Below are 25,753 nucleotides of genomic sequence, written 5' to 3' on the forward strand. Positions count from 1 at the left end.
GAACTGACGATTTATAAACCTTTAGGCGCAATATTTTTAATCGTCGCCCATTCGCTAGTCGCCACTTTTAGATTGGATGACACATCCACCAGCCAGCTTTTTTGTACTTCTTTCGTTTGCAGTACAAATAAATAGCCATCAACAATCCGCCATGCCATTGGATCGCTATCCAGTTTTTTGCTTTTTGCCACGCCCATCGCGCAAAACCCGCCAAACTTAGGGGCAAATTGGCTGGCATTGGCTTTGAATTTGGCCATGTTTTCTTTGCTAGAAAAGTAATAAATTCCACCTTCAAAGCTCACGCTATAGTCTTTATCACCTAACACAGGTCGGCCGCTAAAGTAAGACACCGCATCGTAGCCCGCCAAAGCCACGCCTTTATCGTTGAGATTTACGGCGCGATTGGAACTGGCATCAAACGCAGCCACAGAAAGCGATAAGCCCATCAAAATAGCCAAGGCAGTAGAACGGATAAAGACTGAAGCCATATAGAATCCTTACGAATTACCGGTGCATGAAACTGACGGCGGCAATTAGGCCAGAGTCATGTAGTCAGCGTCAATCGCAATACAAAATACACCATAGAAACCACACACTTCTTTACATTCTACCGCCAGCAGCTCAAACCCTTAGCCGCCAGCACCGGCATAACGGCGCATACCCAGCTTCCACATGCCATTTAATAAGCCAACGCAAATCACCGCCAAAACAGCCATGCCCAGCCAAGTGAGTGGCAAACTCGCGCCGCGTAGTAACGCTTGGCACGGCCACCACACCGTACCGGCCAGCGGCAAGGCCATAAAAATCATCGTCGCCAATTTAGGAAATAAATCCAGTGGATAGCGCGACATATCGGTGAGTTTTCCCGACATCGAAAACACCGGATCGGACTCGCCAATCCAAAAACACGTTGAAATCGCCGCCAAATTAATCACCCACAGCACCAACGCCGAGAGCGGCAGCAGCAACACAAATCCAAGGTAAAACAGCGGCTCTAGCAATAAAGGACTGCCCCACAGACCAAATAGGCAATACGCCAAACCAATCGCCAGCACCACAAAGCCTTGCGGATGAAAACGCTCGAGCGCCAGCAGCAAGAGTGGATTGGCAGGACGAGTATAAAAACGCAGAAACGCCCCCGTTTTGAGCCAATGCTCCAACCAGAACATGCCGTTGTAACACCCGCTTTGCGGCGCAAAAATGCAGAACATAAACCCCTGCATAAAAATCAACTCGCCACGATGCCAACCGGCAATCGTGCCCGTCGCGCCGAGCATAAAATACAGCGTGGCCGCCGTCGACAAGGACGTCGCCAGCACACCTAAAATAATCAGCGCAAAATCCGCACGATGCGCCAACCGCGCCCGCGCCTCAGAACCAACCATGCGCCAATACGCACGCCAAAATGGACTCAGTTGCATTTTATTTCCTTTAATCAAAGTAGGTCGGATGAGCCGAAGGCGTTATCCGACTAAGGATCTGGTTCGTATTAACTTCCTTATTTTTACCTGTGCAGGTCGACTAAAGTCGACCCTACGTAGGGTCGGCTTCAGCCGACTGATTTCAAATCGGGAAGTTATTTCGAGCCATATCCTAAGCAGGTGTCGGATAACGCTACGCTCATCCGACCTACGACTTCCTCATACCAATTAAGCACCAAACACAATCAGTTTTCGCAGCACCACGCGCCCAGCCCAGGCTGCAGCAGCAACAAAGCTCAGCGCCCAAGCCGCTTGGATCAATAGCGGTTGCACACTCACGATCTCGCCGGTGATATAGCCGATGGGCGTATTAAAAAAGTGCCCAAAAGGCAGGTAGCCCAATACTTCGCGAAACCCAGCAGGGAAAAACGCCATCGGGATCAGTGCCCCGCCCAGAAACATCACCAAAGCGTCTTTGCTGGCGGTGATACCCCATAAATCAGTGGCAATAAATCCCGCCAAAGCAACGACAAAGTCGATGCAAAACAGCAAGACAAACGACAAGCCAATCGAGGCTAACGCCAACGGAATCGTTTTCGGCATCAGGCTTAAATCGAAATACCATAAAAACAACGCAAACGCCGGCAAGATATAGATCGCCTGCGCCAAAGCACGCCCCACCGAAATGGCAAATTGTCGCAGCGGCAACGACATCGGCTGAATCAATTGCGTGGCCACTTCGCCCGAGCGAATTTCACGTGCCAGCCGCCAATCGGTGCCCGCGGGCAAAAAAGCCAACAGCGTTTGCGCCACCAACACATGCAGCACCGCGCTATTAAACGTCATCCCCGCCCGCGTTGGACTATCGGCATATAGCGCCGCCCACAGGTAATACAGCAACCACATCGCAATCAAATAACCAGTGGTCACCAACCAGCGGCCTTTGCGATCGGTCGCCACTAACCGCGCACTGCCCCATGCCAGCGCGGCACACCCCTTGAATGGAATACCTAACATACTGCCTCCGCTTGGTTAGCCAGATAAAACCCATGCAGCAATTCTTCAAACTCTTGCTCCACCGGCTTCAATTCGCTCACTGAATACGGCGCGAGTAATTGCATCAATTCGGCAAACGGCAAGGTATCGTGGCGGGCAATTTCTAGCCATTCCCCGCGCAAGCGCACTGGCAAAGCGGAATGATGCGCACGCAATCGCGACTGGGCGGCGGCGATCAAATCGGGCTGCAAACGCGCCGCCCACCAGCGACCATCGCCCGCGTGCAAACGAAAATCGGCCAAGCTGCCATCAAAGCGCAGCTCTCCTTTGTCAATCAACAGCAATCGCTGCGTCAGCCGCTCAATGTCGCCCACATCATGCGAAGTAATCAGCACCGTGGTGCCCGATTCTTGGTTTAGTTTACGAATCAAACCGCGCATTCTGGCTTTCATGTCCAGATCAAGCCCAATGGTTGGCTCATCCAAAAACACCACGTCGGGGCTGTGTAAAAAAGCGGCGGCGATTTCGCATAACATCCGCTGCCCGAGTGACAAGGTACGCACCGGGCGATGATAAAATTCATCCAGATTGGCTTCACGGCGAAATAAATCTAGCCGGGCCTTAAACGCCGCCTGTGGCACGTCGAACAAAGCCTGCAAAATTTCAAATGAATCTTTCACCGGCAAATCCCACCACAATTGGCTGCGCTGACCAAACACCACGCCAATTTTCTTGACGTATTTCACTCTATCCCTTTGTGGATGAAAGCCTGCGACCAATACCCTGCCTGAGCTTGGCTCTAAAATGCCGGTTAACATTTTGATCGTCGTAGATTTGCCTGCGCCGTTGGGGCCGACCAAACCCACGCACTCGCCAGCGGCAATATTAAAATTCACTTCGCTGACCGAGAGTTTGTCCTCATAGTTGGCGCGCAGTAGATGCTTGAAACGCTCGCCCCAATTTTTTGGCGCAACCGGCGTGCGGTACACCCGACTTAGGTTTTCGACTTGAATCAGCATTTTTTTCTCCGGTAGATCGAGTTAGCGTTGCTTGACAAGACGTCACCGTCATCTGTCATGCGCGTAAGTGAGTTTCAGACAAAACCAGAAGTGTCCGATAGTTCAGCGCGGCGTCATCCCCCTGCTGCGCGTTCACTTTCTCTGGGGATTGATCCGCCATCAATCCCTGATATGGCGCGTTGAGGCGTTGATTTCGACGACTGTGGGTTTATCTTTGCGTTGTTGACAGCAGATAGACAGCTAAATTACAGGCTTGTGGGATTAATGAACATGTTGCAATATGACATATGACTTGTTGAAAACTCACATCGCGCTTAACCCTGACCCACTCACCTTTGGACGCACTTCGGACGCCACAGGATAAAGCGGGATAACACGCATCAATGACGGATTAAATTCAAGCTATGGCACTCATTTACCGCGAAAGACTCGACATTGGTAGCGAATCTCCACAAATCATGGTCGGCACACATGTGTTCCATAAAGAACCCTATCCGCCGCTGCGCGACCGTGGGATTTTGCTTTGCGGCATTAGCGAAGGGCAGGCATTTTTTGAAGTCGAACGGGTTGATGCGCCGTGGCATGTACTGGCTTTTTGCCTAACAGGCAGCGGTGAAGTGTTTACGCCCGATGGCAGCACGCACACTTTTGCTGCGGGGCAACTGGCGTTAATGCCGCAAGGCGTGCATAGCGGTTATCGCCGTAAGGGGGAGCAAGCGATGCAACACGTGTGGTTTTTGTTGTATTGCAGCTCGCGCTGGGATTATCTCAATCGCGCGCAACCTGCCATTTTTAATAGTCAAGACGGCGCAGCGCTGGCTGATGCGGTACGGCAATTTCATCGTGAAGTGCTGCGGTTTAATCTTGGCGACACCCACAGTTTAGCGGTGCCCGCTTTGGATTATTTATGTCTGCTGCTCGAGCGCGCCACCCAAGCACTCAATGCCAAGCGAGGCTGGGCTGAACAATTAGAGCAATTATTTGCCCACGTCCAAAAAAACTTACAGCAAGACTGGAGTAATGCCGCTTTGGCGGCGCAACTGCACATCACCACCACCCATTTACATCGGCTGTGCATCCAGCATTTGGCTGAAACGCCAAATAAAATCGTTTTTCGGCTCATCATGAATCAAGCCAAACAATTACTAATGCACGGCGCCAGCGTTGGCGAAGTAGCTCGCATCAGTGGCTATCAAGAAATCGCCAGTTTTTCCCGCCGCTTTCGCCAACATTTTGGCTATAACCCCAGCCAAGTTTTAAGCAAGCACATTGCCAGCGCGGGACATCAGCAGATTTGGACATAAGAAGCGCGGGCAGACTCAACCCAACAAGGGTATATGGATACAGACTATATCTATCAAGCCCCAAGCAGCAATACCCGCAGTGTATTTTGAGTACAGGCCACCGCCAAGTCGGCGATGTCCATCCCGCGCAGTGCGGCGAGTTCAATGGCGATTTGCGGCAACTGCGCTGGCTCATTGCGCTGTGGTGGATGGCCAGCTAACCAGCTCGGCGGCATGTCGGGGGCGTCGGTTTCCAGCACCAGCGACTCCAGCGGTAATTGCGCCGCCAAACGCCGAATCCGTTGCGAGCCACTGTAAGTGAGTGCGCCACCAAAGCCCAAACAAAACCCCAGCTTGATAAATTCAGCGGCTTGCTGCTCGCTGCCATTAAACGCGTGCGCAATCCCGCCTTTGACTCGCCATTTACGTAAGTATTTGAGCACCTGATCTTGGCTACGCCGGATATGCACAATCACCGGCAAATCATAATCGCGCGCTATTTTTAGCTGCGCCTCAAAAAAATAAATTTGCCGTTCACGATTGAGATCGGGTAAATGAAAATCCAAGCCAATTTCCCCGACAGCAATTACCCCGCCTTGATCAAGCTCAGACCGTAGCAACGGCAAGTGGTCCTCACGATGCTCCGCCTCATAAATGGGATGTAAACCCAAGGCAATATGCGCGCCATATTGCTGATCCATTGCGCGGGTTTTTGCCATCGTCGCCGCAGTAATTCCCGGCACAAGCCAAGCGGTAACGCCAGCGGCGAGCGATCGCGCCAGCACCGCGTCTCGATCCAGGTCGAATTGATCTGCGTCTAAATGACAATGGCTATCGATAAACTTCACTTTGCTTCCTTTTCTCGAATTAAAGCGCCAAAAAACCGCTAAGTCTTTCTAAATAAATGCAAAAAACTTGCTACAAATTGACCAAGAGCTATCGTACAAGAAGATATTTTTCTCTGTGAGGCTTAAGAATGAAAATCATACACAAACTGATCCTATTGACTGCCACCCCAGTGCTGGCACTCCTACTTATCACAGGGATAAATTATCAGCAGCTCAATAAAATCAACAACGCCAGCCATGAAGTAACCGATAACATCGTACCTTCGATCAATCTACTGGCGAATATCACGGACCAATTTTCGAGCTTACGTCGAGATTATCTATTGCATATTTTGGAGGCGGATAGCCAAAAGAAAAATGAAATCGAGCAGTCGTTCAAAGCACAAGTCAGTGAAATTCAAAACGACCTACAAAAGTATGAAGCGCTGCTTTACGATGATACCGACCGAACCAACTTCGCTAACATCAAAAATGAGTTCAATGCTTGGCTACCTGTCACTGGGCCTGTTTTTAAAAGCTCGCACGAGAATAACACGACCGCAGCGATGCTACTGATCACTCAAACCGCAGCACCGCAAGCCAAAAAGGTGGCAGCCGCATTGCAAAAAGCCGAGGATTACAATACTGAACTCACGCAAAAAATGCGCGCCGACGTTAACAATGCAATTAGTAGCTCTGTCAGCATGGGCGTGACTTTAGGGCTACTGGCCATTGCCTTACTCTGTGTATTAAGTTTGATTATTGCTCGCAGCATTAGCGGGCCCTTAAATAAAATGCAAAATTTTATTGTTGAGCTGAGTACCCGCTTTGATTTTACCAAACGGATTGATGTGCATAGCAATGATGAGATTGGGGTTTCTTTAGTTGCACTCAACGGCCTACTCGATACCTTGCAAGCAAGTTTAAAAAAACTAGCTCACGTTGGCAGTCAAGTTGGGGTCTGTGTGAATGGCTTATCGAGCTCAAGCTCAGAGCTGTCTAGCGCCTCACGCGGTGTGAGTGAATCAGCGTCGAGCATGGCCGCCGGTGTTGAGCAAGTGACGGTGAGTGTGACGCATGTAGCCGATCGAGCGCAGCAATGCGATGTCACCGCACGCGAAGCGGGTCGTTTAGCAGGGACTGGCGGACAAGTGATTGACAATACCATTACCAGCATTAACCAAATCGCCGATCAAGTGCGCCAATCTGCCGAGCAAATTGAAAACTTAAAAGATCGTACCAACAGCATTACCTCCGTGGTGAATGTCATCAAAGACATTGCCGATCAAACCAATTTGCTAGCCTTAAATGCCGCAATCGAAGCGGCGCGTGCCGGTGAGCTTGGACGGGGTTTTGCGGTGGTGGCCGATGAAGTACGCAAATTGGCAGAACGCACCTCAAGCTCAACGCAAGAAATCACCACCATGGTCGCGGATATTCAAAACGAGGCCAATCACACCGTGCAAACCATGCAGCAAACCGTGCGCCAAGTGGATAATGGCGTCAGTATGGCGCATGAGGCCAGTACGGCGATTAGCAATATTCGCAAAAGCGCCGATGATGTTGTGGCGCAAGTAAGTGAAATCTCTAGCTCGATGCGTGAGCAAAGCACCGCCAGCGCAATGATGGCGCAGCAGGTCGAACGCGTGGCACAAATGAGTGAAGAAAGTAGCAGTGTGGCCGAACAAACAGCGTCTGAAGGTGGCCGTTTAAAACGCCTTGGCAACGAGCTGGATGAGGCGATTTCTCGCTATAAAGTGCAATAAGCACTGCAATCTTACAACGGCTGAGTTTGCAATGGCATACTCAGCCGTTTTCACGTTCTATTTTGGCAATTATTTGTTACTACTTAATCGCACAAGAAAGCACTCAAGCCGCAGACTCGACCTCGAGTACGGCGAGGTGAGCAGCCTTTTGCTGAACGACTATTACTGAACGACTAAAGTAATCCATTCAATTTAAAATGACGCAATTTGCTGCATTTTTGTCGCTCAATTGTGCTTGATCCTCACTTAGATTTATTTTTGTGATCTTGGCAAATGATGCAACTTATTTTGGATGTTTTAATCCAATACCCATTAGAATTCACAAATTAATGACGACAGGTGCAGTGATGGATATTTTAATGAATTTATGGGTCGGCTACCCCGTTTGGGTTTGGTTGATGTTTTTTGTGGTGGTAATTTCTTTATTGGCATTTGATTTAGGTGTATTGCAAAAAGACGATCACGAAATTAGTGTTAAAGAAAGTTTAAAACTTTCAGCAATGTATATTGCAATGGGCTTATTGTTTGGCGCTTGGTTATGGTGGTATCGCGGCGCAACGTCTGGTATGGAATACATTACCGGCTACTTAATTGAAAAATCACTGTCAATGGACAATGTTTTTGTCATTGCGTTGATTTTTACTAGCCTTGGCGTGCCACGAATTTACCAACATCGGGTGTTATTTTGGGGGATTCTCGGCGCCATCGTGATGCGCGGTGTGATGATTAGCGTCGGGGCGGTCTTGGTTTCTGAATACCAATGGATCTTAATGATCTTTGGTGCGTTCTTGATTGTGACCGGGATTAAAATGCTGTTTGCCGATGATGAACATGGCAAATTAGAAGACAATGGGTTTTATAAATGGCTACGTAAGCACATGCGCTTTACGTCTGCGATTCATGGCAACCTGTTTTGGGTGCGCGGCGAGCAACATGGTTTGGCCAAAGGCTGGTGGGCAACACCGTTATTCTTGTGCTTGATCTTGGTCGAAACCGCGGACTTGGTGTTTGCTGTGGATAGTATTCCGGCGATTTTTGCCATTACGCAAGACCCGTTTATTGTCTACACCTCGAATATTTTTGCCATTTTAGGTCTGCGCGCATTGTATTTTGCTTTGGCGGCAATGGTGCATCGCTTCCATTATCTAAAATATGCCTTGGCAGTGGTGCTGGTGTTTATCGGGATCAAAGTCGGTTTGGTGTATCTGAACGATATTCAATTGGTGGCGTTTAAGATTCCAACTTTGGTGTCTTTGGTGGTCACTTTTGGCTTATTGCTCTCTGGTGTCTTGTACTCGCTGTGGAAAACCCGCGACGAGCCGAATGATTCAACAAAATAATTAACGCAGTACTTTATTCTCAACCCCGCTGATGCGGGGTTTTTTATTATCCTGACAAAAACCATCGATCAGCTTTCTAATTAATACAAGCATCAAGCAACTAAAGTAAAGCTTCCCAAAGGAACACGCCATGTCATTGACCCCGAAACAGATTCATTTGGTACAAGACAGCTTTGCCAAAGTGGAGCCCATTGCCGATCAAGCGGCGGTTATTTTCTATCAGCAGCTGTTTGCTATTGATCCTTCTTTGCAAAACATGTTTAAACACGACATGAAAGCGCAAGGAAAAATGCTAATGAGTACACTCAAGCTCGCAGTGGGCAGCCTGAATAATTTACCTAAACTAATTCCAGTATTAGAAAAACTGGCGGTACGCCATCTTGACTATGGCGTTAAAAATGAGCATTACACCCTGGTTGGCAATGCCTTGTTAAGAACGCTCAAGATTGGTTTGGGCGATGCTTTTAATGATGAAACGCGTGAAGCATGGTCGGCAACCTACCGTTTAATGGCTAAAGTCATGAAAACCGCCACGGTTTAATCTGGTTTCGCTGAGATTTGCAAGGCCGGGCGAATCAACCAAGAGTGAATCGCCGCCAATAAAATCAAACACGCCGCCACGCCGCCCGTCACAACCTCAGGAATATGAAACCGAGCCGCCAAGAGCATGACCGCAGCCAGAGCACCAATGGCCCAAAATGCGCCATGCTCCAGATATTTAAACGCATTGAGCGTGCCCTTCTCCACCAATAGCAAAGTAAAACTACGCACAAACATGGCACCAATACCCAGCCCAATCGCAATCAAAAAGATATTGGTGGTTAATGCAAATGCACCTAAAACGCCATCAAATGAGAAAGAAGCATCGAGCACTTCCAGATAGATAAATCCAGCTAGGCCGGTTTTTGCTGCAGCGCCTTCATCACCGATCAGCGCTCCCAAACCATCGACCAACATAAAAATAATCATTCCCCAAATACCAGCGACTAAAAACCGATAGGCTTCAGCCACGGGCAAGGATCCCGCCAATACAATCAGTAATAATAAGCACAATAATAATGCCGCCAAATCTAACTTACCCAGCTTGGCTAAAAGTGGCTCTATCGGCCGCAGCCAATGAGTGTCTTTTTTTGAATCAATAAAAAAATTCAAAAATACCAGTAGTAAAAAAGTCCCTCCAAAAGCTGAGACCTCAATATGCGCTGAAGTTAAAATTTCAGCGTAGCGATGCGGTGCCGCAATGGCCATCGACAACACATCATTGGCCGGCCACAGCCCTGAGCTCAAATAATGCCATAGCGCCATTGGCCCCGGTAATGGTGGCATTTGGGCAATCACCGCCACAATCAGCAAGGGAAACAGCACCCTCATTCCAAATACCGCGATGAGCATACCCCACAGCAAAAAGCGTTTTCGCCACTTTTCGTCCCAATGCTGAAGTACCGAGGCATTCACCACGGCATTATCAAAGCTTAAACTGGTTTCTAATAGGGCCAAATTAAAAGCAATCCACAAGCCGCCCCAGCCCGCAATGAACCATGCGCCAATCAACCCAATCAGGGTCACGATCAATGAACTGTGGAAATAGCGAATCATAAAATGCCTCGATTAGATTTGTCTTATTATGCCGCACTTTAGGCCGCACAATAAAATCACGGCGCCGGCGATAAAAATCCAGCTTTTTTCCACAAAAAAACTGTGAAATATCAATTCAGCAGCCACTAGATAGCGACTGACTCTTGGTCTCAAGAGTGTGAAAGCCTATACTCTTACCTATTGATTTTGTCTTTGGCTCACTGCCCCGGAGTTTCCTAATGAGCAATCCTTACCTCGCGCTGGTTGAAGCGCACAATGCTTTATTACAAAAAACAGATGCCCCTTTATTCGCCAATTTAGATACCTTGGGACATAGCCCAAAAGCGGCATTGGCTGCCGATGCCCCTGTCGTGATGATTTTTGCGCCGCATCCTGACGATGAATGCATTATCGGCGCGCTGCCACTCCGCTTGGGCCGCGAAGCGGGCTTTCGCGTAATGAACGTAGCTGTTTCTCAAGGCTCTAGTCTAAAACGTCAGCCTGAGCGCTGGGTTGAAGTTAAAAATGCCTGTGATTACCTCGGTTGGGATTTACTTGAGACCATTCCTGGTGGTTTGATGGATGTGAACTGCAAAACCCGCGACAACAACCCAAGTGCGTGGGCTGAAAAAGTCGCCGTGATTCGCCAATTGATCGAGCAATACCAGCCACAGGTCGTGGTGTTCCCACATAATAACGATTACCACTCTGCGCATATCGGCACACATTACTTGCTGATGGATGCACTCAAAGCGGCTCAGCACGCTTGCACCGTGGTGCAAAGTGAATTTTGGCGTCAGATGGAAGCGCCAAACGCTTTAATCGCAAGCAGCCAGCAAGACACGGCCGATCTCATCGCCGCACTCGCTTGCCACGTAGAAGAAGTTCGTCGCAATCCATATCATTTACGTTTGACTGGCTGGATGGCCGATAACGTTCGCCGTGGCGCTGAAGTCTGTGGTGGTCAAGGTGCTGCTGCACCAACTTTCTCATTTGGCACGATTTATCACATTAGTCGTTTTGATGGTCAGCAATTGCTCGCAACAGATCAAAAATTCACCCTGAGTGAGAGCGATGAGATCCAAGCGATTTTAGCTTAAACTCCCCGAAAAAGCCGCAGCCAAACACTGCGGTTTTTTTGGCATTTGATATGGATAAATAGATCGCCATGGAACTCACATTACATACCCTAGCGACAGGCGTTGAATACCTAGGGATCGCTATTTTATTACTCTCAACCTTACTCGGTTTGGGCTTTTTTTTGCGTGATGTTTACCGGCGGAACACCATGGATGTCGCTTACAATGCGCTGCGTGAACAACTGGGCAAGGGCATTTTATTAAGCTTAGAATTCCTTATTATCAGCGATATTATTTACACCATCGCGATTGAATTGACGGTGAATAACTTACTCAAATTAGGCTTAGTTGTACTCATCCGCACCTTTCTGAGCTTCACAATGGAGCTTGAACTGTCTGGCCGCTGGCCGTGGCAAAAAAACAATAAAATGTAGCTTAATCATCCCAAACTGAATGATGCCCATACCAGCTGGCAGCGGGTCAATCACACGTTAGCGCCTCAGCCATCACCGCTCATTTTACCAAGCTAGACGCCCTCTCCCTAGATACGCCTGATACCCAAGCGGCAAAAGCGATTAATGGGCATTGACTACGCCAACATTTCTTTCTATAAACGAAAGATTGAAATGGCGTTTTAAACAGGGAGTAACATGAAATCAGTGCTGGTTTTGATGCTTTGCTTCGCGGCAACCATCGGCAGTGCGGCGCTATTAACGCCGCGGCCCCTATCGAGCAAGCCCAGTGCCTCACAGGCTTTATGCCAACCGAGCGACTCCGTCAAATGTTGCTGGCAGCATTTAGAGTATCGCAGCTATTAGCCAATCAGCTCGCCAAACTAGCCCAATCGAGTACGATGGTTTTGGTTTTTTTAAGCTCAGAGCGAATCAACTTCGCCATATCAACATCAAATGCAGGTCGTTCTGCCGCCAACAATGCCGTCAATTGATCAAGATGATCAATGGTTCCCAAATAACACCAATGATCCAATACATGCCAAACAGTCGACCACTCCGGTCCCTCGGCAATGGCCACTGCGCCGGCATAAGGCCATGCGGCTAATCGATGCTTGGCCAATGCCGCCAGTAAACGTCCATTGTGCAGCCCCATTGGTTCGCGGCCAATGCAAGCGCCACGACAATCGCCTTGCAAGTGCGCCTGACAGGGTGAGCCGTCTTTTTTAGCGGCTTCCAATCCTAAAGCTTGTCGGCATAAGCCTTGCGCTTTAATGATTCGATTCATGATATTTTGCGCTTCGCGGGCGCCGCGAAATGGGCCAAACAATTCTCCGCTGGCTTGACTTAATGCTGTCAAAGCAATCAATTGAGGTTGCAACGGCAATATGGCTTCGCCACGCACTGCTTTGGGCAACTCAATCTGCCATAGCGACTGAGTTTGATCTGTTTTATGCCGTATGGATGAGTTCATTCTTGGCCGCAAGGTTTGAATCAATTGCCGCTCAAGCAAGGTATTGCCTAGCTCTCCGGCGGTTTCAATCCAAGCAATTCGACGTAGATCACGCGCCAGATAAGCTGCTGGGCCTTCATTGGCTTTTTTGCCAAAATGCTGCAAGACCCGACGGCGTAGATTCATACTGCTACCCACCCACAAGGCTTCGTCTTGCTCACCATAAAAAATATATACGCCTGCGATGTCGGGTAGATCGTCGATAACCGACTCAGGAATTTGACTGGGTAGCGCCGGTGGCCGAATCAGTTCATTAATCGCCGCCGTGACGCGCTCCGCGCCTAAATCTAGCACTGCCGCTTGCAAGAATTGATAAATCAACTGCGCATCGGTCAAAGCACGATGCCGCTCGCCGCTATATTGCAAATCATGCCGCGCAATTAAGGCGTCCAAACTGTGTTTGTATTCGTCTGGGTAAAGTTTGCGCGAAAGTTGCACAGTGCATAGCACTTGACCACGAAATGCCCGCCCGCAACGCTTAAATTCATTACGCAAAAAGGTGTAATCAAATCGGGCATTGTGCGCGACAAAAATTCGATGATGCAGCTTATCGAGCACCTCATCGGCTAAGTCTGCAAATACTGGCGCATCGGCCACCATCGCGTCATCAATGCCCGTTAAATGCTGAATAAATGGGGGTATTGCTTGGCAAGGATTAACCAATGTAGACCATGGAGATATACCCATTGAATCAACTTGAATTAAACCAATTTCAGTAATTCGATCACTCGAAGGGTTGGCACCCGTTGTTTCCAAATCAAGCAACACCAGCGGCGCGGGATAAAACGGATGCGTCATACGTCAGCTCAATAAATAAAATATCAATCAATGCCCGCAGCAAGATATTGCGCGAGCCATAAAACCAAAAAGCTTGGAATGCCTCAGCCCGGTAGGCCAAAGTCAATCCAAGCTAGGTGCATATTTTTACTGCGTTTACGGCTATTTCTTTACGAATCGGAAGCACTGATGAATGCGCTTATTGCGAAAATCTTCAGGGATCGATGCTGCCGTTAGATTTTCGCTACGATCAACAAACATTGGATCTAATTCAAAGCTACGTAAATTATTCGAAAAATACAATACGCCGCCCGGTGCCAACATCGCCATACAAGATTCAATTAAATAAGCATGGTCACGTTGCACATCAAGCACACCGAGCATTTTTTTTGAATTAGAAAAACTCGGCGGATCCATCACGATCAAATCATATTTTTGTGGGCTACACGTCGCTTCACGCAAAAACTCAAACACATCAGCACGCACTCGCTGATGATTGATTTCATTCATGCCGTTCAGCGCAAAGTTGCGCCCAGCCCAATCCAAATAGGTATTAGACAAATCCACCGTTAAGGTCGACACCGCGCCACCCGCAGCGGCGTACACACTAAACGCGCCGGTATAGCTAAATAAATTAAGGAATCGTTTGCCCTTCGCTTCCATCATGACGCGTTTACGCGTATTGCGATGGTCTAAAAACAGGCCAGTATCGAGATAAGCCTCAAGGTTCACTTCAAATTTTAAGCCGTTCTCTTCAACAACAAAAAATTCGCCCGCGCCTTCGGCTTTTTCGTATTGAGTCAGCCCTTTCATTCGTTTGCGAATTTTGAGCGCCACTTGCTCAAGCGGAATGCCAAACACCTCGGCCGTTGCCGCATGGACTTCGTCGACCCAGGCTGAATACGCCTCGTCAGTTTCCATCCAGCCGGTATCGTATTCTTGTAAATGAACACGGTCGCCATACACATCAACAATCATTGGAAATTCAGGCACATCACGATCATAAATGCGATAGCAAGTCAGCCCCTGACGGCGCGCCCATTTACCCCAATGGCGCATATTTTTAGTGAGACGATTTTTATAACTGGAGAGATCAGACATAGCAGCAACTGAAAAGCAAAAGCGTAGTTTAACAGCTCAGACCGATCTCGATGAGCTTAGTGGTATTTATTTCCACAAAATCAAGGTTTAACGGCCTGCCAGCAAACGCAAAAAGACCGGGTCAGGAACATATTGCTTAACGACATTTTCCCAGCCGGTCGGGCCAACTAAACCCTTCACCATCGTCGAGCTGATTTCGGCGATCTCACGCGGTGGCATCAAAAAGACCGTATCAATGTGTGGCGCTAGATCAGCATTCACATAGCGCATTTTACGTTCAAATTCATAATCAGCCGCTTCACGAATCCCGCGCAAAATAAATTGCGCGCCCTGCTCGCGCGCATAATCAACTAAAAAACGATTTTCAAAGGTTTCAACGCGTAAATTAGGCCATTGATTGGTGGTTTCGCGCAGCATCGCCACACGATCTTCAACGCTAAACGTGTAACGTTTATCGGGATTTTCACCAATGGCGACAATCATTTCGTCAAATAATTTAACGCCATGTTCGATCATCCATAAATGCCCCTTTGTTACCGGGTCAAAACTACCTGCGTAAACGGCACGCCGCATGACAACACTCCAAAACAACGGGACGCTTAAGGAATGGCGCAACCCAAAAAATAAAAGATTCAAACTATCCGCGCACAGTGCACTGCACCATTAACGTTATTCTAACTCAGTCACCGCCCCTAAAACGCTCAAATTGACGGTACTTCGTCGCATTACAACGCCGTATTCGCTGAATACTATACCATCAGCAAACAATAATTTAAGATGCTCGATAAAGAATGACACTTGGAGGGGAATAGGACGTGTTAAAAAAACTTATCATTAGCGCCAGTTTATCCATCGCGACTTTTGCAAATGCCGAAATTGTCATTGGGCAATCCGTGCCAACCACGGGTATTGCCGCCGAAACCGGCAAAGCGATTGCACTGGGTGCTTCGCTCTATTTTAATAGTATTAATGGCCGAGGCGGTATCAACGGCGAATTAATCAATCACATAGTGCGTGATGATGCCTACGATGCACAAAAAACACTAAAAAATACCCAAGACTTTATTGAAAAAGAAAATGCAGTGGCATTAATTTCTTATTTTGGCACTTCAGGCATTTCTGAACTCATCAAAACCAAAACATTAGAGCATTCAGGGATTCCTTTAGTTGGTGTTCATAGCGGAGCAGAATCGATTCGCAATCCCGGTAATTTATTTATCTTTAATACCCGTAGTAGTTACAATCAAGAAACCGATCGTTTAATCAAATTGCTCGTCGGTAACTTAGGTGTTACTAAAATTGCGGTCGTTGCCGAAAAAGGCGAATTTGGTGATGCCGGCGTAGCAGCATTAAAAGCTTCGCTCGAAAAGCATCAGCTTAAATTAGCCGGAGAAGCTTGGTATGACAATAAATCAGGCGACACCAATAAAGCCGCCCAAGAGCTAGCCAAAATGAATCCGGAGGCCATTATTATCGTTGCGCTCTCCAAACCAGCCGCTTCATTTGTACAGCAATATAAAGAGAAAGGTGGCACGTCACAGCTTTATTCTCTTTCGCCCGTCCAATTTGAAGAAGTCGCCAAAACAATTGGCAAGAAAGGGGCGCACGGTTTAGGAATCAGCCAAGCCTATCCTTATCCATATAATACGCGCAGCAAGTTGATTCAAGAATTTCAAGCCGCCGTATTTAATGAAATGGGAACCGGTTCAGGTAAAGAAGAATCAAAGTCAGCGATTGCCAATTACCCAAGTTATGCCATGCTCGAAGGCTATATTTCTGCTCGGCTTATTGTTGAAGCCATTAAAAGAGCAGGAAAAACCCCAACTCGTTCTAGTATTTACAACGCCTTAACTACAATGAAAAAATATGACTTAGGCGGATTTACCATTGATTACAGTGATAAAAATCGCAATGGCTCTAGCTTTGGCGAAATTACGATGATGTCACCAACAGGGGCATTATCCCGATAGTTGCTCTATGCAATAAAAAAGAGCCGATTTCGGCTCTTTTTTATTGTTAACACAAATTCAAACGCATTAAGTTGCAAAAAAATCTTTCACTTTATCCATAAATGATTTTGCACGAGGATTGTGCTTATCTGAATCACCTTGACTGATTTCTTCAAACTCTTTTAGCAATTCTTTTTGACGAGCAGTGAGCTTCACTGGCGTTTCCACCACAACATGGCACATTAAGTCGCCAGTCATTGCGCTACGCACGCCCTTAATTCCTTTGCTACGCAAACGAAATACCTGTCCGGTTTGCGTTTCTGGTGGAATCGTAATTCGTGCTTTACCCGATAAAGTTGGAATCTCTATTTCACCGCCCAATGCTGCACAACTAAAGCTAATTGGCATTTCACAGTGTAAATCATTACCTTCACGATTAAATACGGCGTGCTCTTTTACATGAATCACAACGTATAAATCACCTGGAGGGCCACCATTCACGCCGGCTTCGCCCTCTCCGCTCAAGCGAATACGATCACCTTCATCCACACCAGCAGGGATTTTCACCGCCAATGTTTTATGCGTTTGCACACGACCAGTGCCTTTACAATTACGACATGGATCAGGAATGTATTTCCCTGAACCATGACATGTCGGGCAAGTCTGCTGAACGCTAAAGAAACCTTGCGACACACGAACTTGACCATGACCACCACAGGTATGGCAGGTTGTTGCTTCGGTACCGGGCTTTGCGCCAGAACCATGGCAAACATCACATTCATCATGCGATGGAATTTTAATCTGCTTTTCTACGCCACGTGCTGCGTCTTCCAGTGTGATTTCCATGTTGTAACGCAAATCAGCACCGCGATAAACATTACTACGCCCACCACGGCTACTACCGCCGCCACCGCCAAAAATATCACCAAAAATATCAGCGAAATCACCAAAACCGCCGCCACCACCAAAACCACCGCCGCCACCCATCCCAGCTTGCTGATCAACACCGGCATGCCCGTATTGGTCATAAGCTGCGCGTTTTTGCGAGTCCGATAGTATTTCGTAGGCTTCTTTGCCTTCTTTAAATTTATCTTCAGCTTCTTTGCTGTCTGGATTGCGGTCCGGGTGGTATTTCATCGCCAGTTTACGGTATGCTTTTTTAATTTCTTCGTCCGAAGCGTCGCGATTCACGCCTAAAACGTCATAAAAATCTTTCTTTGCCATGATGCATTTCCCCGAGACAAAAAAGCACAGCCGCTTGCAATGCAAGCGCTGTGCCTAATTGAATATGCTGATTACTTGTCTTTTACTTCGGTAAATTCAGCATCAACTACATTGCCGTCATCTTTATCATTGGCGCCCGCTTGCGGACCTGCAGCTTGAGCTCCGGCAGCATCGCCTTGCTCAGCATACATTTTCTCAGCCACTTTATGACTTGCTTGCATCAAAGCTTCTGTTTTCGCTTCGATCACTTCTTTGTCATCGCCACGAACGACTTCTTCCAAGTCTTTAATTGCCGCTTCAATGGCTACTTTTTCATCTTCAGTGACTTTATCTGCAGCATCGGTCAGCATTTTTTTCACTTGGTGAATCATTGCTTCACCCGAGTTACGTGCTGTCACCAACTCATGCAATTTTTTGTCTTCTTCTGCATTGAGCTCAGCGTCTTTAACCATTGCTTCGATTTCTGCTTCTGACAAACCAGATGACGCTTGAATCGTGATTTTGGCTTCTTTACCTGATGCTTTGTCTTTCGCACCTACGTGCAAGATACCATTGGCATCGATGTCAAAAGTCACTTCAATTTGTGGCACACCGCGTGCTGCTGCCGGAATATCGCCCAAGTTGAATTGGCCCAAAGATTTATTGGCCGATGCTTTTTCGCGCTCACCTTGCAGCACATGAATCGTTACTGCACTTTGATTATCATCCGCAGTCGAAAACGTTTGTGATGCTTTGGTTGGAATCGTTGTATTTTTTTGGATCAGCTTAGTCATAATGCCGCCCAAAGTTTCGATACCCAATGACAACGGAGTTACGTCGAGCAATAAGATATCTTTACGATCGCCACCCAATACCGCACCTTGCAATGCCGCACCAACGGCAACTGCTTCGTCTGGGTTCACGTCACGACGTGGTTCTTTACCAAAGAATTCCTTCACAGCATCCATGACTTTAGGCATACGCGTTTGACCGCCGACCAAAATCACATCATCGATGTCCGATGCTTTCAAACCAGCGTCTTTCAAGGCGATTTTGCACGGTTCAATTGAACGAGCGATCAAATCATCAACCAAAGATTCAAACTTCGCGCGGGTAATTTTCAATACCAAATGCTTAGGACCGGTTGCATCCATTGTTACGTATGGCAAGTTGATTTCAGTTTGTGCTGCACTCGACAATTCGATTTTGGCTTTTTCTGCCGCTTCTTTCAGGCGTTGCAATGCCATTACGTCGTTTTTCAGGTCAATGCCTTGTTCTTTTTTGAACTCAGCAATGATGTAATCCATCAAACGTTGGTCAAAGTCTTCACCGCCCAAGAATGTATCGCCGTTGGTAGCCAATACTTCGAATGCAGTCGAGCCATCCACATCAGCGATGTCGATAATCGAAATATCAAACGTACCACCACCCAAGTCATACACCGCCACTTTGCGATCGCCTTGGCCTACTTTATCCATACCAAACGCCATTGCCGCAGCTGTTGGCTCATTGATAATACGTTTTACGTCCAAACCAGCGATACGCCCCGCGTCTTTAGTGGCTTGACGTTGGCTATCGTTAAAGTACGCAGGAACGGTAATCACCGCTTCAGTTACTTCTTCACCGAGGTAGTCTTCGGCGGTTTTTTTCATTTTGCGCAAAATTTCCGCAGAGATTTGCGGTGGCGCCATTTTTTTGTCGCGAACCGAAACCCAAGCATCGCCATTGTCGGCAGCGACAATCGTGAACGGCATTGAGTCGATGTCTTTTTTCACTTCTTTATCGACGAATTTACGGCCGATCAAACGCTTTACTGCGTACAAAGTATTTTTTGGATTGGTTACTGCTTGGCGTTTAGCAGGAGCACCTACCAAAATTTCGCCATCTTCTTGATAAGCAATAATCGAAGGTGTCGTGCGTGCACCTTCCGCATTTTCGATCACTTTAGGTTGGCCATTTTCTAAAACGGCAACACAAGAGTTGGTTGTACCTAAATCGATACCAATAATTTTAGCCATGTCGTATTTTCCTTCTTTCTAATTGCGGCTCACGCTAAGCGGAGCACCTTGTTCAATTAACCTTAATAATCAAGTGGGGATTGCCGTTTACATTTCAAGCCCACCGACTTCATTTATGCTAATAAATTATTTTGCTGCCGCAACCACAACCATTGCTGGACGAATTACGCGGCCAGATAATTCATAGCCTTTTTGCATTACTTGAATCACCGTATTGGCTTCTTCATCACTTGGGGCCATTGAAATCGCTTGATGCTTGTTTGGATCTAATTTTTCACCGATGGGGTTGATCTCCAATAGATCAAACTTTTCAAACACATTGGTTAGGCTTTTCGCGGTTAAATCAACGCCCGTTTTCAGCCCTTCAAAATTGCCCGACTCATCCAGCAAAGCCATATCAATCGCGTCTTTGACGGCAATGACTTCACGCGCAAATTTTTCTAAAGCAAATTTGCGGGTGCGTTCATTTTCTTCTAATGCACGACGACGGGCATTTTCCGCCTCGGCGCGAATATACAAAATATCTTGGCGTGCTTTATCTAGGTCAACCAAAGCCGCGCTCAATTGCGCCTCAATGCCACTAGCAACTTCATCAGCCACGGTTTCTACCGCAGGGGCCACGATGGACTCTTGTTCAATTGCATCTTGATTTACGTCTTGAATATTGTCTTGACTCATTGCTGCACTCCAAATTTGTTACGTTCCGATATGAAATGGGGGTAGGCACTTGCTTTTCAAGAGCGGGATCACCGACAAAATCGAAACCCTCTACAGGCAAGCCCCAATATGTAGTAAGAATAATTCGACTACACTATGGTGCAGCGCAATAAAAACATTGCACTGAATAAAAACCCTGCTTCAATGAAAGCAATAGTGAGTGCACACGATAAACAATTGAAATACCGTGCTTGATCACCGAAGCCAAGGCTTTAAAACCACCCTGAGTATTTTATATACCCAATGATTTTAGACTGCCGCCAAAGTGAAAATTTAAAAGGTGTTTCAAAATAAGTACACTCAAAATTGCCCTAACCAACACGGAGATCAGTATGAGCACGCAAGCAAAACGCATCGCAGCAATCGAAAATGACTGGCAGACCAACCCGCGTTGGAAGGGCATAACACGCCCTTATACCGCAGCGGATGTTGATCGTTTGCGGGGTACTTTATTGCAGGAATATACCCTTGCAAGTCACGGCGCTAAAAAACTGTGGCAATTGATGCACGAAACACCTTACGTTCACGCCTTGGGCGCATTGACTGGCAATCAAGCGATGCAACAAGTCAAAGCGGGTCTTAAAGCCATTTACCTTTCTGGTTGGCAAGTGGCTGCGGACGCCAATCAAGCGGGTGAAATGTACCCTGACCAATCGCTCTACCCAGCCAATTCAGTACCCCAAGTTGTTCGCCGCATTAACAATACTTTAGCGCGTGCCGACCAAATCAATCACGCCGAGGGCGACGATAGTCTTGATTTTTATGCGCCAATTGTTGCCGATGCCGAAGCGGGTTTTGGTGGGGTACTGAATGCGTTCGAGTTGATGAAAGCGATGATTGAAGCCGGTGCCGCTGGGGTTCACTTTGAAGACCAACTGGCCTCAGTTAAAAAATGCGGCCACATGGGCGGCAAAGTCTTGGTGCCAACGCGTGAAGCGATTGAAAAACTGGTTGCAGCGCGTTTAGCGGCCGATGTGATGGGCGTACCGACCATTATTGTGGCACGCACTGACGCCGAAGCTGCTGATTTACTCACTAGCGATGTGGATGACAACGACAAGCCATTCTGCACTGGCGAGCGCACGATGGAAGGCTTTTACAAGACGTATCCCGGTCTAGACCAAGCCATCTCTCGCGGTCTAGCCTATGCCCCATATGCTGATCTGGTTTGGTGCGAAACTGGTAAGCCCGATTTGGAATATGCGCGTAAATTTGCCGATGCTATCCATGCCAAATTCCCTGGCAAATTGCTGGCTTATAACTGCTCGCCATCATTTAACTGGAAGAAAAACCTCGATGACGCAACGATTGCCAAGTTCCAAAAAGAACTCGGCGCCATGGGGTATAAATTCCAATTTATCACCTTGGCAGGCTTCCATGCCTTGAACTACGGCATGTTTAATTTGGCACACGGCTATGCGCGTGAAGGCATGAGCGCTTTTGTTGAATTACAAGAAGCTGAATTTGCGGCTGCAACTCGCGGCTTTACCGCAGTTAAACACCAGCGGGAAGTCGGTACCGGTTACTTCGATCAAGTGACTCAAGTAATTCAGCAAGGCCAATCATCCACCACCGCCTTGCAAGGTTCTACCGAAGAAGAACAATTTCACTAATCAGGTATTAGCATATAGACCATGCTAAATAAGGTGTAGCGACAAATACCCTGTGACGGCACTTTGTGTCGTCACAGTCTCTTGCAAGGGAGCATCACGATGAATATGCGAATTAAAGGTCAAACGAGTCCAGAAGTCAGCAGCATCCTAACGCCAGCGGCACTTGATTTTTTGGCGCAACTACACCGTCAATTTGAGCCCCGTCGCCGTGAATTAATGACCGCTCGCCAAACTCGCCAAGCGCAATTGGATGCGGGCATCAAACCTGATTTTCTCGCCGAAACGGCAAACATTCGCACTAGCGACTGGCAAATTAGCCCATTACCAGCTGATTTATTAGACCGGCGCGTCGAAATTACTGGCCCAGTAGAAAGAAAAATGATGATCAATGCCCTTAATTCTGGGGCGAAATCATTTATGGCCGATTTTGAAGATTCCAATACCCCAACTTGGAACAACCAAATCGAAGGCCAAATCAATGTGCGCGACGCTTATCGCCGCACGATCAGCTTTACTAGCCCAGAAGGCAAGGTTTACGCGCTCAACGATACAATTGCCACCCTCGTCATTCGGCCACGTGGCTGGCATTTAATGGAAAAACATTTCGAAGTCGATGGCGAAATCATGTCCGGTTCGCTATTTGATTTCGGTTTAGTGGTATTTCACAACCTGCAATATCGCCTCAGCCAAGGCAGCTCTTGTTATTTCTACTTGCCAAAAATGGAATCGCACCTCGAAGCACGCTTATGGAATGACGTGTTTACTTGGGCCGAACGCCAGCTTGAGGCACCACATGGTTGTATCAAGGGAACGGTTCTAATCGAAACGATTTTAGCCGCTTTTGAAATGGACGAAATTTTATATGAACTCCGTGAGCATTCATCAGGCTTAAATGCCGGTCGTTGGGATTATATTTTTAGCTGCATCAAAAAATTCCGTATGGATCGCAACTTTTGCCTTGCCGATCGCAGCCAAATCACCATGACCGTGCCATTTATGCGCGCGTACTCCTTATTACTACTAAAAACCTGTCATCAGCGTGGCGCGCCAGCGATGGGCGGGATGTCGGCATATATTCCGGTTAAATCCGACCCGGTGGCCAACGAAAAAGCCATGACCCAAGTGCGTGCCGATAAAGAGCGCGATGCCGGTGATGGTTACGATGGCGGCTGGGTAGCGCATCCAGGTCTAGTGCCGGTGGCGATGGCTGCTTGGGATGTAATCTTGGGCGAGCAGCCCAATCAAATTCACAAACAGCGTGCTGATATTGCCTGCTCGGCTGCAGATTTACTCAACTTCCAACCCGAAAGCCCAATTACTGAGGCCGGTTTACGCGGCAATATCTCAGTCGGCGTGCAATATCTGGCATCGTGGTTAGCGGGCATGGGTTGCGTGCCAATCCATAACTTGATGGAAGACGCGGCCACAGCTGAAATTAGTCGCTCGCAAATTTGGCAATGGCTACGTTCTGACAAGGGCGTGCTGGTGGATGGTCGCAAAGTCACCGTGGAAATGTTTCATCAATGGTTGCCTGAAGAAGTGGTTAAAATCGAGGCGCAAGGCCGTTTTAGCGCCACCTTGACTGAGGCGGCCAAGCTCTTTGACCAAATCACCACGGCAGATGAATTTATTGAGTTTCTGACGCTACCGGGCTACGCCAGAATTGCTTAATGCCTATTTGATTTAATGCTTGATCTGCCTCGGGAAACCGAGGCATTTTTGTTGTATCTGCGTTGATTCACTAGCCTATCTTACCAATGCCTCCTAGAATCTTACTTCGGTCTCAAGAGAAGCCAATAAAAATGAAGCTAATTACCGCACTACATAGCCCATTCGGTAGGAAAATTCGCATTGTCTTGGCGGAAAAAAAGATCGATTTTGAGCTGATCATCGCCAAACCCGGCGAAGATGATGCCCTGATTCAAAGCTATAACCCACTGGGTAAAGTACCGGTTTTAGCGCTCGATGATGGTCGGGTTATTTATGATTCAAGCGTCATCGCTGAGCACTTAGACTACTTATCGCCAGTGTGTAAGTTATTTCCCAGCGATCAACGTCCGATGATTAGCGCCAAACGAACTGCGGCTTTAGCCGATGGGATTTGTGATGCTGCCGTTGCCATCGTGATGGAATTGCGCCGTCCTAGCGCCTTGCAAAGCCACGATGCGATCAGCCGCCAGCAAGATAAAATCATCCGTGGCTTAGCCGCATTAGAAAGCCAACTTGAAGAAAAACGCTGGTTTTCTGGGGATGCGTATAGCATTGCGGATATCGCGGTGATTTGTATGCTTGAATATTTGGATTTACGCCTACCCCAACTGCAATGGGCCACCCACTACTCCGCCTTGCAACAATATCACCAGCGCGTCGGCGAGCGCGCGGCCATCATTGAGACTCGGCCAGTAGAGATGACTTCTGTCGCTTAAATCTAAGCAATAAAAAAAGCGCAGATCTTTATCTGCGCTTTTTTTATTGGCGGTGTACTGAGTTTAAATTCTAGCTTCAGTCGCAAGATCGAATAACACTACTTTTTTCATATCCAGCACCAGCTTAATGCTCTGCCCAGTCGGTGGCACCAGTCGCGGATGCACCCGCGCAATCACTTCCACCCCGTTGATTTCGGTGTACACCATCGTATCAGGCCCTGTCGGCTCAGTGATTTTCACCTTACACTCCAGCGCGCTCGACTGCATCTCAGCCACATCCAGCTGTTCTGGGCGAATCCCTAGGGTAATTTTCTCACCCAAGCGTGCACGCAAATTTGGCCGCTCCGCCAAGCTAATGAAATAAGGGCTCGCCACCCCTTGCAAAGAAACCCCCAACTCGCCGTCATGTTCAATTAAATGGCAGGGAATAAAATTCATTGAGGGCGAACCAATAAAACTCGCCACAAAAAGGTTGGCTGGGTTTTCATAAATATCTTGTGGGCGGCCAAATTGTTGAATCACACCGTCTTTCATGACCGCGATTTTGTCGCCAAGCGTCATCGCTTCAATTTGATCGTGCGTCACGTACACAATTGTCGTTTTCAGGCGCTGGTGCAATTGCTTGATTTCAACGCGCATTTCAACGCGCAATTTGGCATCCAAATTCGATAGTGGCTCATCAAATAAAAATAGCTTGGGATTGCGGGCCAATGCGCGGCCCATCGCCACACGTTGCCGTTGCCCGCCCGACAAAGCGGCTGGTTTGCGCTCAAGCAAATGATCCATTTGCAGCATTTTGGCAACGCGAGCAATGATTTCATTTTGCTCCGCCTTCGCAATGCCGCGCGTTTCTAAACCAAAAGCAATATTTTGCCGAACGCTCATCGTTGGATAAAGCGCATAGCTTTGAAACACCATTGCGATATCGCGATCTTTTGGCGCGACATTGGTGACTGCACGATCCGCAATACAAACCTCACCCGTCGTTGGGCTTTCTAGTCCCGCAATAATATTCATCAAGGTCGATTTACCACAACCGGATGGCCCAACCAAAATCAAAAACTCACCGGACTCAATATCAATATTGATGCCTTTTAAAATTTGCGTATCACCAAATGTCTTGGTGACATTTTTAATGGCTAAAGCACCCATTGCATTCTCCAAATTGATTGAATAACC

At 47.7% G+C, this 25,753-nt stretch carries 23 protein-coding genes; 10 read left to right on the plus strand and 13 right to left on the minus strand.

What is annotated here, in order from left to right; genetic code table 11:
• Window positions 1-11: 11 nt before the first annotated feature.
• The 4 genes from LG219_RS12490 to LG219_RS12505 form a co-directional block, all read right to left on the minus strand.
• Window positions 12-488 (minus strand): YHS domain-containing (seleno)protein, encoded by a 477-nt coding sequence (locus LG219_RS12490; RefSeq protein WP_226764812.1) that lies wholly within the window; start codon window positions 486-488, stop codon window positions 12-14.
• A 141-nt stretch (window positions 489-629) separates the two neighbouring features.
• Window positions 630-1,421, minus strand: a complete 792-nt coding sequence (locus LG219_RS12495; RefSeq protein ID WP_226764813.1) for an ABC-2 family transporter protein — start codon at window positions 1,419-1,421, stop codon at window positions 630-632.
• Between the two features lie 228 nt (window positions 1,422-1,649).
• Entirely contained in the window at window positions 1,650-2,438 is a 789-nt protein-coding gene (locus LG219_RS12500; protein ID WP_226764814.1) for an ABC transporter permease, read from the minus strand.
• Entirely contained in the window at window positions 2,432-3,436 is a 1,005-nt protein-coding gene (locus LG219_RS12505) for an ABC transporter ATP-binding protein (protein WP_226764815.1), read from the minus strand. The genes LG219_RS12500 and LG219_RS12505 overlap by 7 nt, the downstream gene beginning before the upstream one ends.
• 404 nt (window positions 3,437-3,840) lie before the next feature.
• On the opposite strand from LG219_RS12505, the gene LG219_RS12510 reads away from it, so the two are divergent.
• Window positions 3,841-4,740: a helix-turn-helix transcriptional regulator gene (locus tag LG219_RS12510; RefSeq protein WP_226764816.1), complete on the plus strand. Its 900-nt coding sequence runs from the start codon at window positions 3,841-3,843 to the stop codon at window positions 4,738-4,740.
• A gap of 53 nt (window positions 4,741-4,793) precedes the next feature.
• On the opposite strand, the gene LG219_RS12515 is transcribed toward LG219_RS12510, so the two are convergent.
• Window positions 4,794-5,567 carry a TatD family hydrolase gene (locus LG219_RS12515; protein WP_226764817.1) on the minus strand — a complete coding sequence of 258 codons (774 nt, stop codon included), beginning with the start codon at window positions 5,565-5,567 and terminating at the stop codon, window positions 4,794-4,796.
• A gap of 128 nt (window positions 5,568-5,695) precedes the next feature.
• Here LG219_RS12515 and LG219_RS12520 point away from each other — a divergent pair, with 128 nt between their 5' ends.
• From LG219_RS12520 to LG219_RS12530, 3 genes are all read left to right on the plus strand, one after another.
• A complete protein-coding gene (locus tag LG219_RS12520) occupies window positions 5,696-7,312 on the plus strand; it encodes a methyl-accepting chemotaxis protein (protein ID WP_226764818.1) in 1,617 nt (538 codons plus the stop codon).
• A gap of 329 nt (window positions 7,313-7,641) precedes the next feature.
• On the plus strand, window positions 7,642-8,652 hold the full coding sequence (locus LG219_RS12525; RefSeq protein ID WP_284691691.1) for a TerC family protein: 1,011 nt from the start codon (window positions 7,642-7,644) through the stop codon (window positions 8,650-8,652).
• A 130-nt stretch (window positions 8,653-8,782) separates the two neighbouring features.
• A complete protein-coding gene (locus tag LG219_RS12530; RefSeq protein WP_226764819.1) occupies window positions 8,783-9,193 on the plus strand; it encodes a globin family protein in 411 nt (136 codons plus the stop codon).
• Here the strand turns inward: LG219_RS12530 and LG219_RS12535 are convergent.
• Window positions 9,190-10,248, minus strand: coding sequence for a DUF475 domain-containing protein (locus LG219_RS12535; RefSeq protein WP_226764820.1), 1,059 nt, complete (start codon window positions 10,246-10,248; stop codon window positions 9,190-9,192). The genes LG219_RS12530 and LG219_RS12535 overlap by 4 nt on opposite strands.
• Before the next feature lie 218 nt (window positions 10,249-10,466).
• On the opposite strand from LG219_RS12535, the gene LG219_RS12540 reads away from it, so the two are divergent.
• Both LG219_RS12540 and LG219_RS12545 read left to right on the plus strand, forming a co-directional pair.
• Window positions 10,467-11,327, plus strand: coding sequence for a PIG-L deacetylase family protein (locus LG219_RS12540; protein ID WP_226764821.1), 861 nt, complete (start codon window positions 10,467-10,469; stop codon window positions 11,325-11,327).
• 68 nt (window positions 11,328-11,395) lie between these two features.
• Window positions 11,396-11,740 carry a DUF1622 domain-containing protein gene (locus LG219_RS12545; RefSeq protein ID WP_226764822.1) on the plus strand — a complete coding sequence of 115 codons (345 nt, stop codon included), beginning with the start codon at window positions 11,396-11,398 and terminating at the stop codon, window positions 11,738-11,740.
• 388 nt (window positions 11,741-12,128) lie between these two features.
• On the opposite strand, the gene LG219_RS12550 is transcribed toward LG219_RS12545, so the two are convergent.
• From LG219_RS12550 to coaD, 3 genes are all read right to left on the minus strand, one after another.
• On the minus strand, window positions 12,129-13,568 hold the full coding sequence (locus LG219_RS12550) for an exonuclease domain-containing protein (RefSeq protein WP_226764823.1): 1,440 nt from the start codon (window positions 13,566-13,568) through the stop codon (window positions 12,129-12,131).
• A gap of 141 nt (window positions 13,569-13,709) precedes the next feature.
• Window positions 13,710-14,648, minus strand: coding sequence for a class I SAM-dependent methyltransferase (locus LG219_RS12555; RefSeq protein WP_226764824.1), 939 nt, complete (start codon window positions 14,646-14,648; stop codon window positions 13,710-13,712).
• A gap of 87 nt (window positions 14,649-14,735) precedes the next feature.
• Window positions 14,736-15,221: a pantetheine-phosphate adenylyltransferase gene (coaD, locus tag LG219_RS12560; RefSeq protein WP_226764825.1), complete on the minus strand. Its 486-nt coding sequence runs from the start codon at window positions 15,219-15,221 to the stop codon at window positions 14,736-14,738.
• Window positions 15,222-15,463: 242 nt separating this feature from the next.
• Here coaD and LG219_RS12565 point away from each other — a divergent pair, with 242 nt between their 5' ends.
• Window positions 15,464-16,618 carry an ABC transporter substrate-binding protein gene (locus LG219_RS12565; protein ID WP_226764826.1) on the plus strand — a complete coding sequence of 385 codons (1,155 nt, stop codon included), beginning with the start codon at window positions 15,464-15,466 and terminating at the stop codon, window positions 16,616-16,618.
• Window positions 16,619-16,684: 66 nt separating this feature from the next.
• Here the strand turns inward: LG219_RS12565 and dnaJ are convergent, their stop codons facing one another.
• The 3 genes from dnaJ to grpE form a co-directional block, all read right to left on the minus strand.
• Window positions 16,685-17,821, minus strand: coding sequence for a molecular chaperone DnaJ (gene dnaJ, locus LG219_RS12570; RefSeq protein ID WP_226764827.1), 1,137 nt, complete (start codon window positions 17,819-17,821; stop codon window positions 16,685-16,687).
• Between the two features lie 71 nt (window positions 17,822-17,892).
• Entirely contained in the window at window positions 17,893-19,818 is a 1,926-nt protein-coding gene (gene dnaK, locus LG219_RS12575) for a molecular chaperone DnaK (RefSeq protein ID WP_226764828.1), read from the minus strand.
• Window positions 19,819-19,944: 126 nt separating this feature from the next.
• Window positions 19,945-20,496 (minus strand): nucleotide exchange factor GrpE, encoded by a 552-nt coding sequence (grpE, locus tag LG219_RS12580; protein ID WP_226764829.1) that lies wholly within the window; start codon window positions 20,494-20,496, stop codon window positions 19,945-19,947.
• Window positions 20,497-20,867: 371 nt separating this feature from the next.
• On the opposite strand from grpE, the gene aceA reads away from it, so the two are divergent.
• The 3 genes from aceA (at window position 20,868) to LG219_RS12595 (ending at window position 24,574) form a co-directional block, all read left to right on the plus strand.
• Window positions 20,868-22,148, plus strand: a complete 1,281-nt coding sequence (aceA, locus tag LG219_RS12585) for an isocitrate lyase (protein WP_226764830.1) — start codon at window positions 20,868-20,870, stop codon at window positions 22,146-22,148.
• A gap of 99 nt (window positions 22,149-22,247) precedes the next feature.
• A complete protein-coding gene (aceB, locus tag LG219_RS12590; protein WP_226764831.1) occupies window positions 22,248-23,819 on the plus strand; it encodes a malate synthase A in 1,572 nt (523 codons plus the stop codon).
• Between the two features lie 131 nt (window positions 23,820-23,950).
• Complete coding sequence (locus tag LG219_RS12595; protein ID WP_226764832.1) at window positions 23,951-24,574, plus strand: glutathione S-transferase N-terminal domain-containing protein; 624 nt, start codon at window positions 23,951-23,953, stop codon at window positions 24,572-24,574.
• A gap of 63 nt (window positions 24,575-24,637) precedes the next feature.
• Here LG219_RS12595 and LG219_RS12600 read toward each other — a convergent pair whose 3' ends face one another.
• Complete coding sequence (locus LG219_RS12600; RefSeq protein ID WP_226764833.1) at window positions 24,638-25,726, minus strand: ABC transporter ATP-binding protein; 1,089 nt, start codon at window positions 25,724-25,726, stop codon at window positions 24,638-24,640.
• Between the last annotated feature and the right edge of the window lie 27 nt (window positions 25,727-25,753).

Source organism: Deefgea salmonis (assembly GCF_020531905.1).
GTDB lineage: Bacteria > Pseudomonadota > Gammaproteobacteria > Burkholderiales > Chitinibacteraceae > Deefgea > Deefgea salmonis.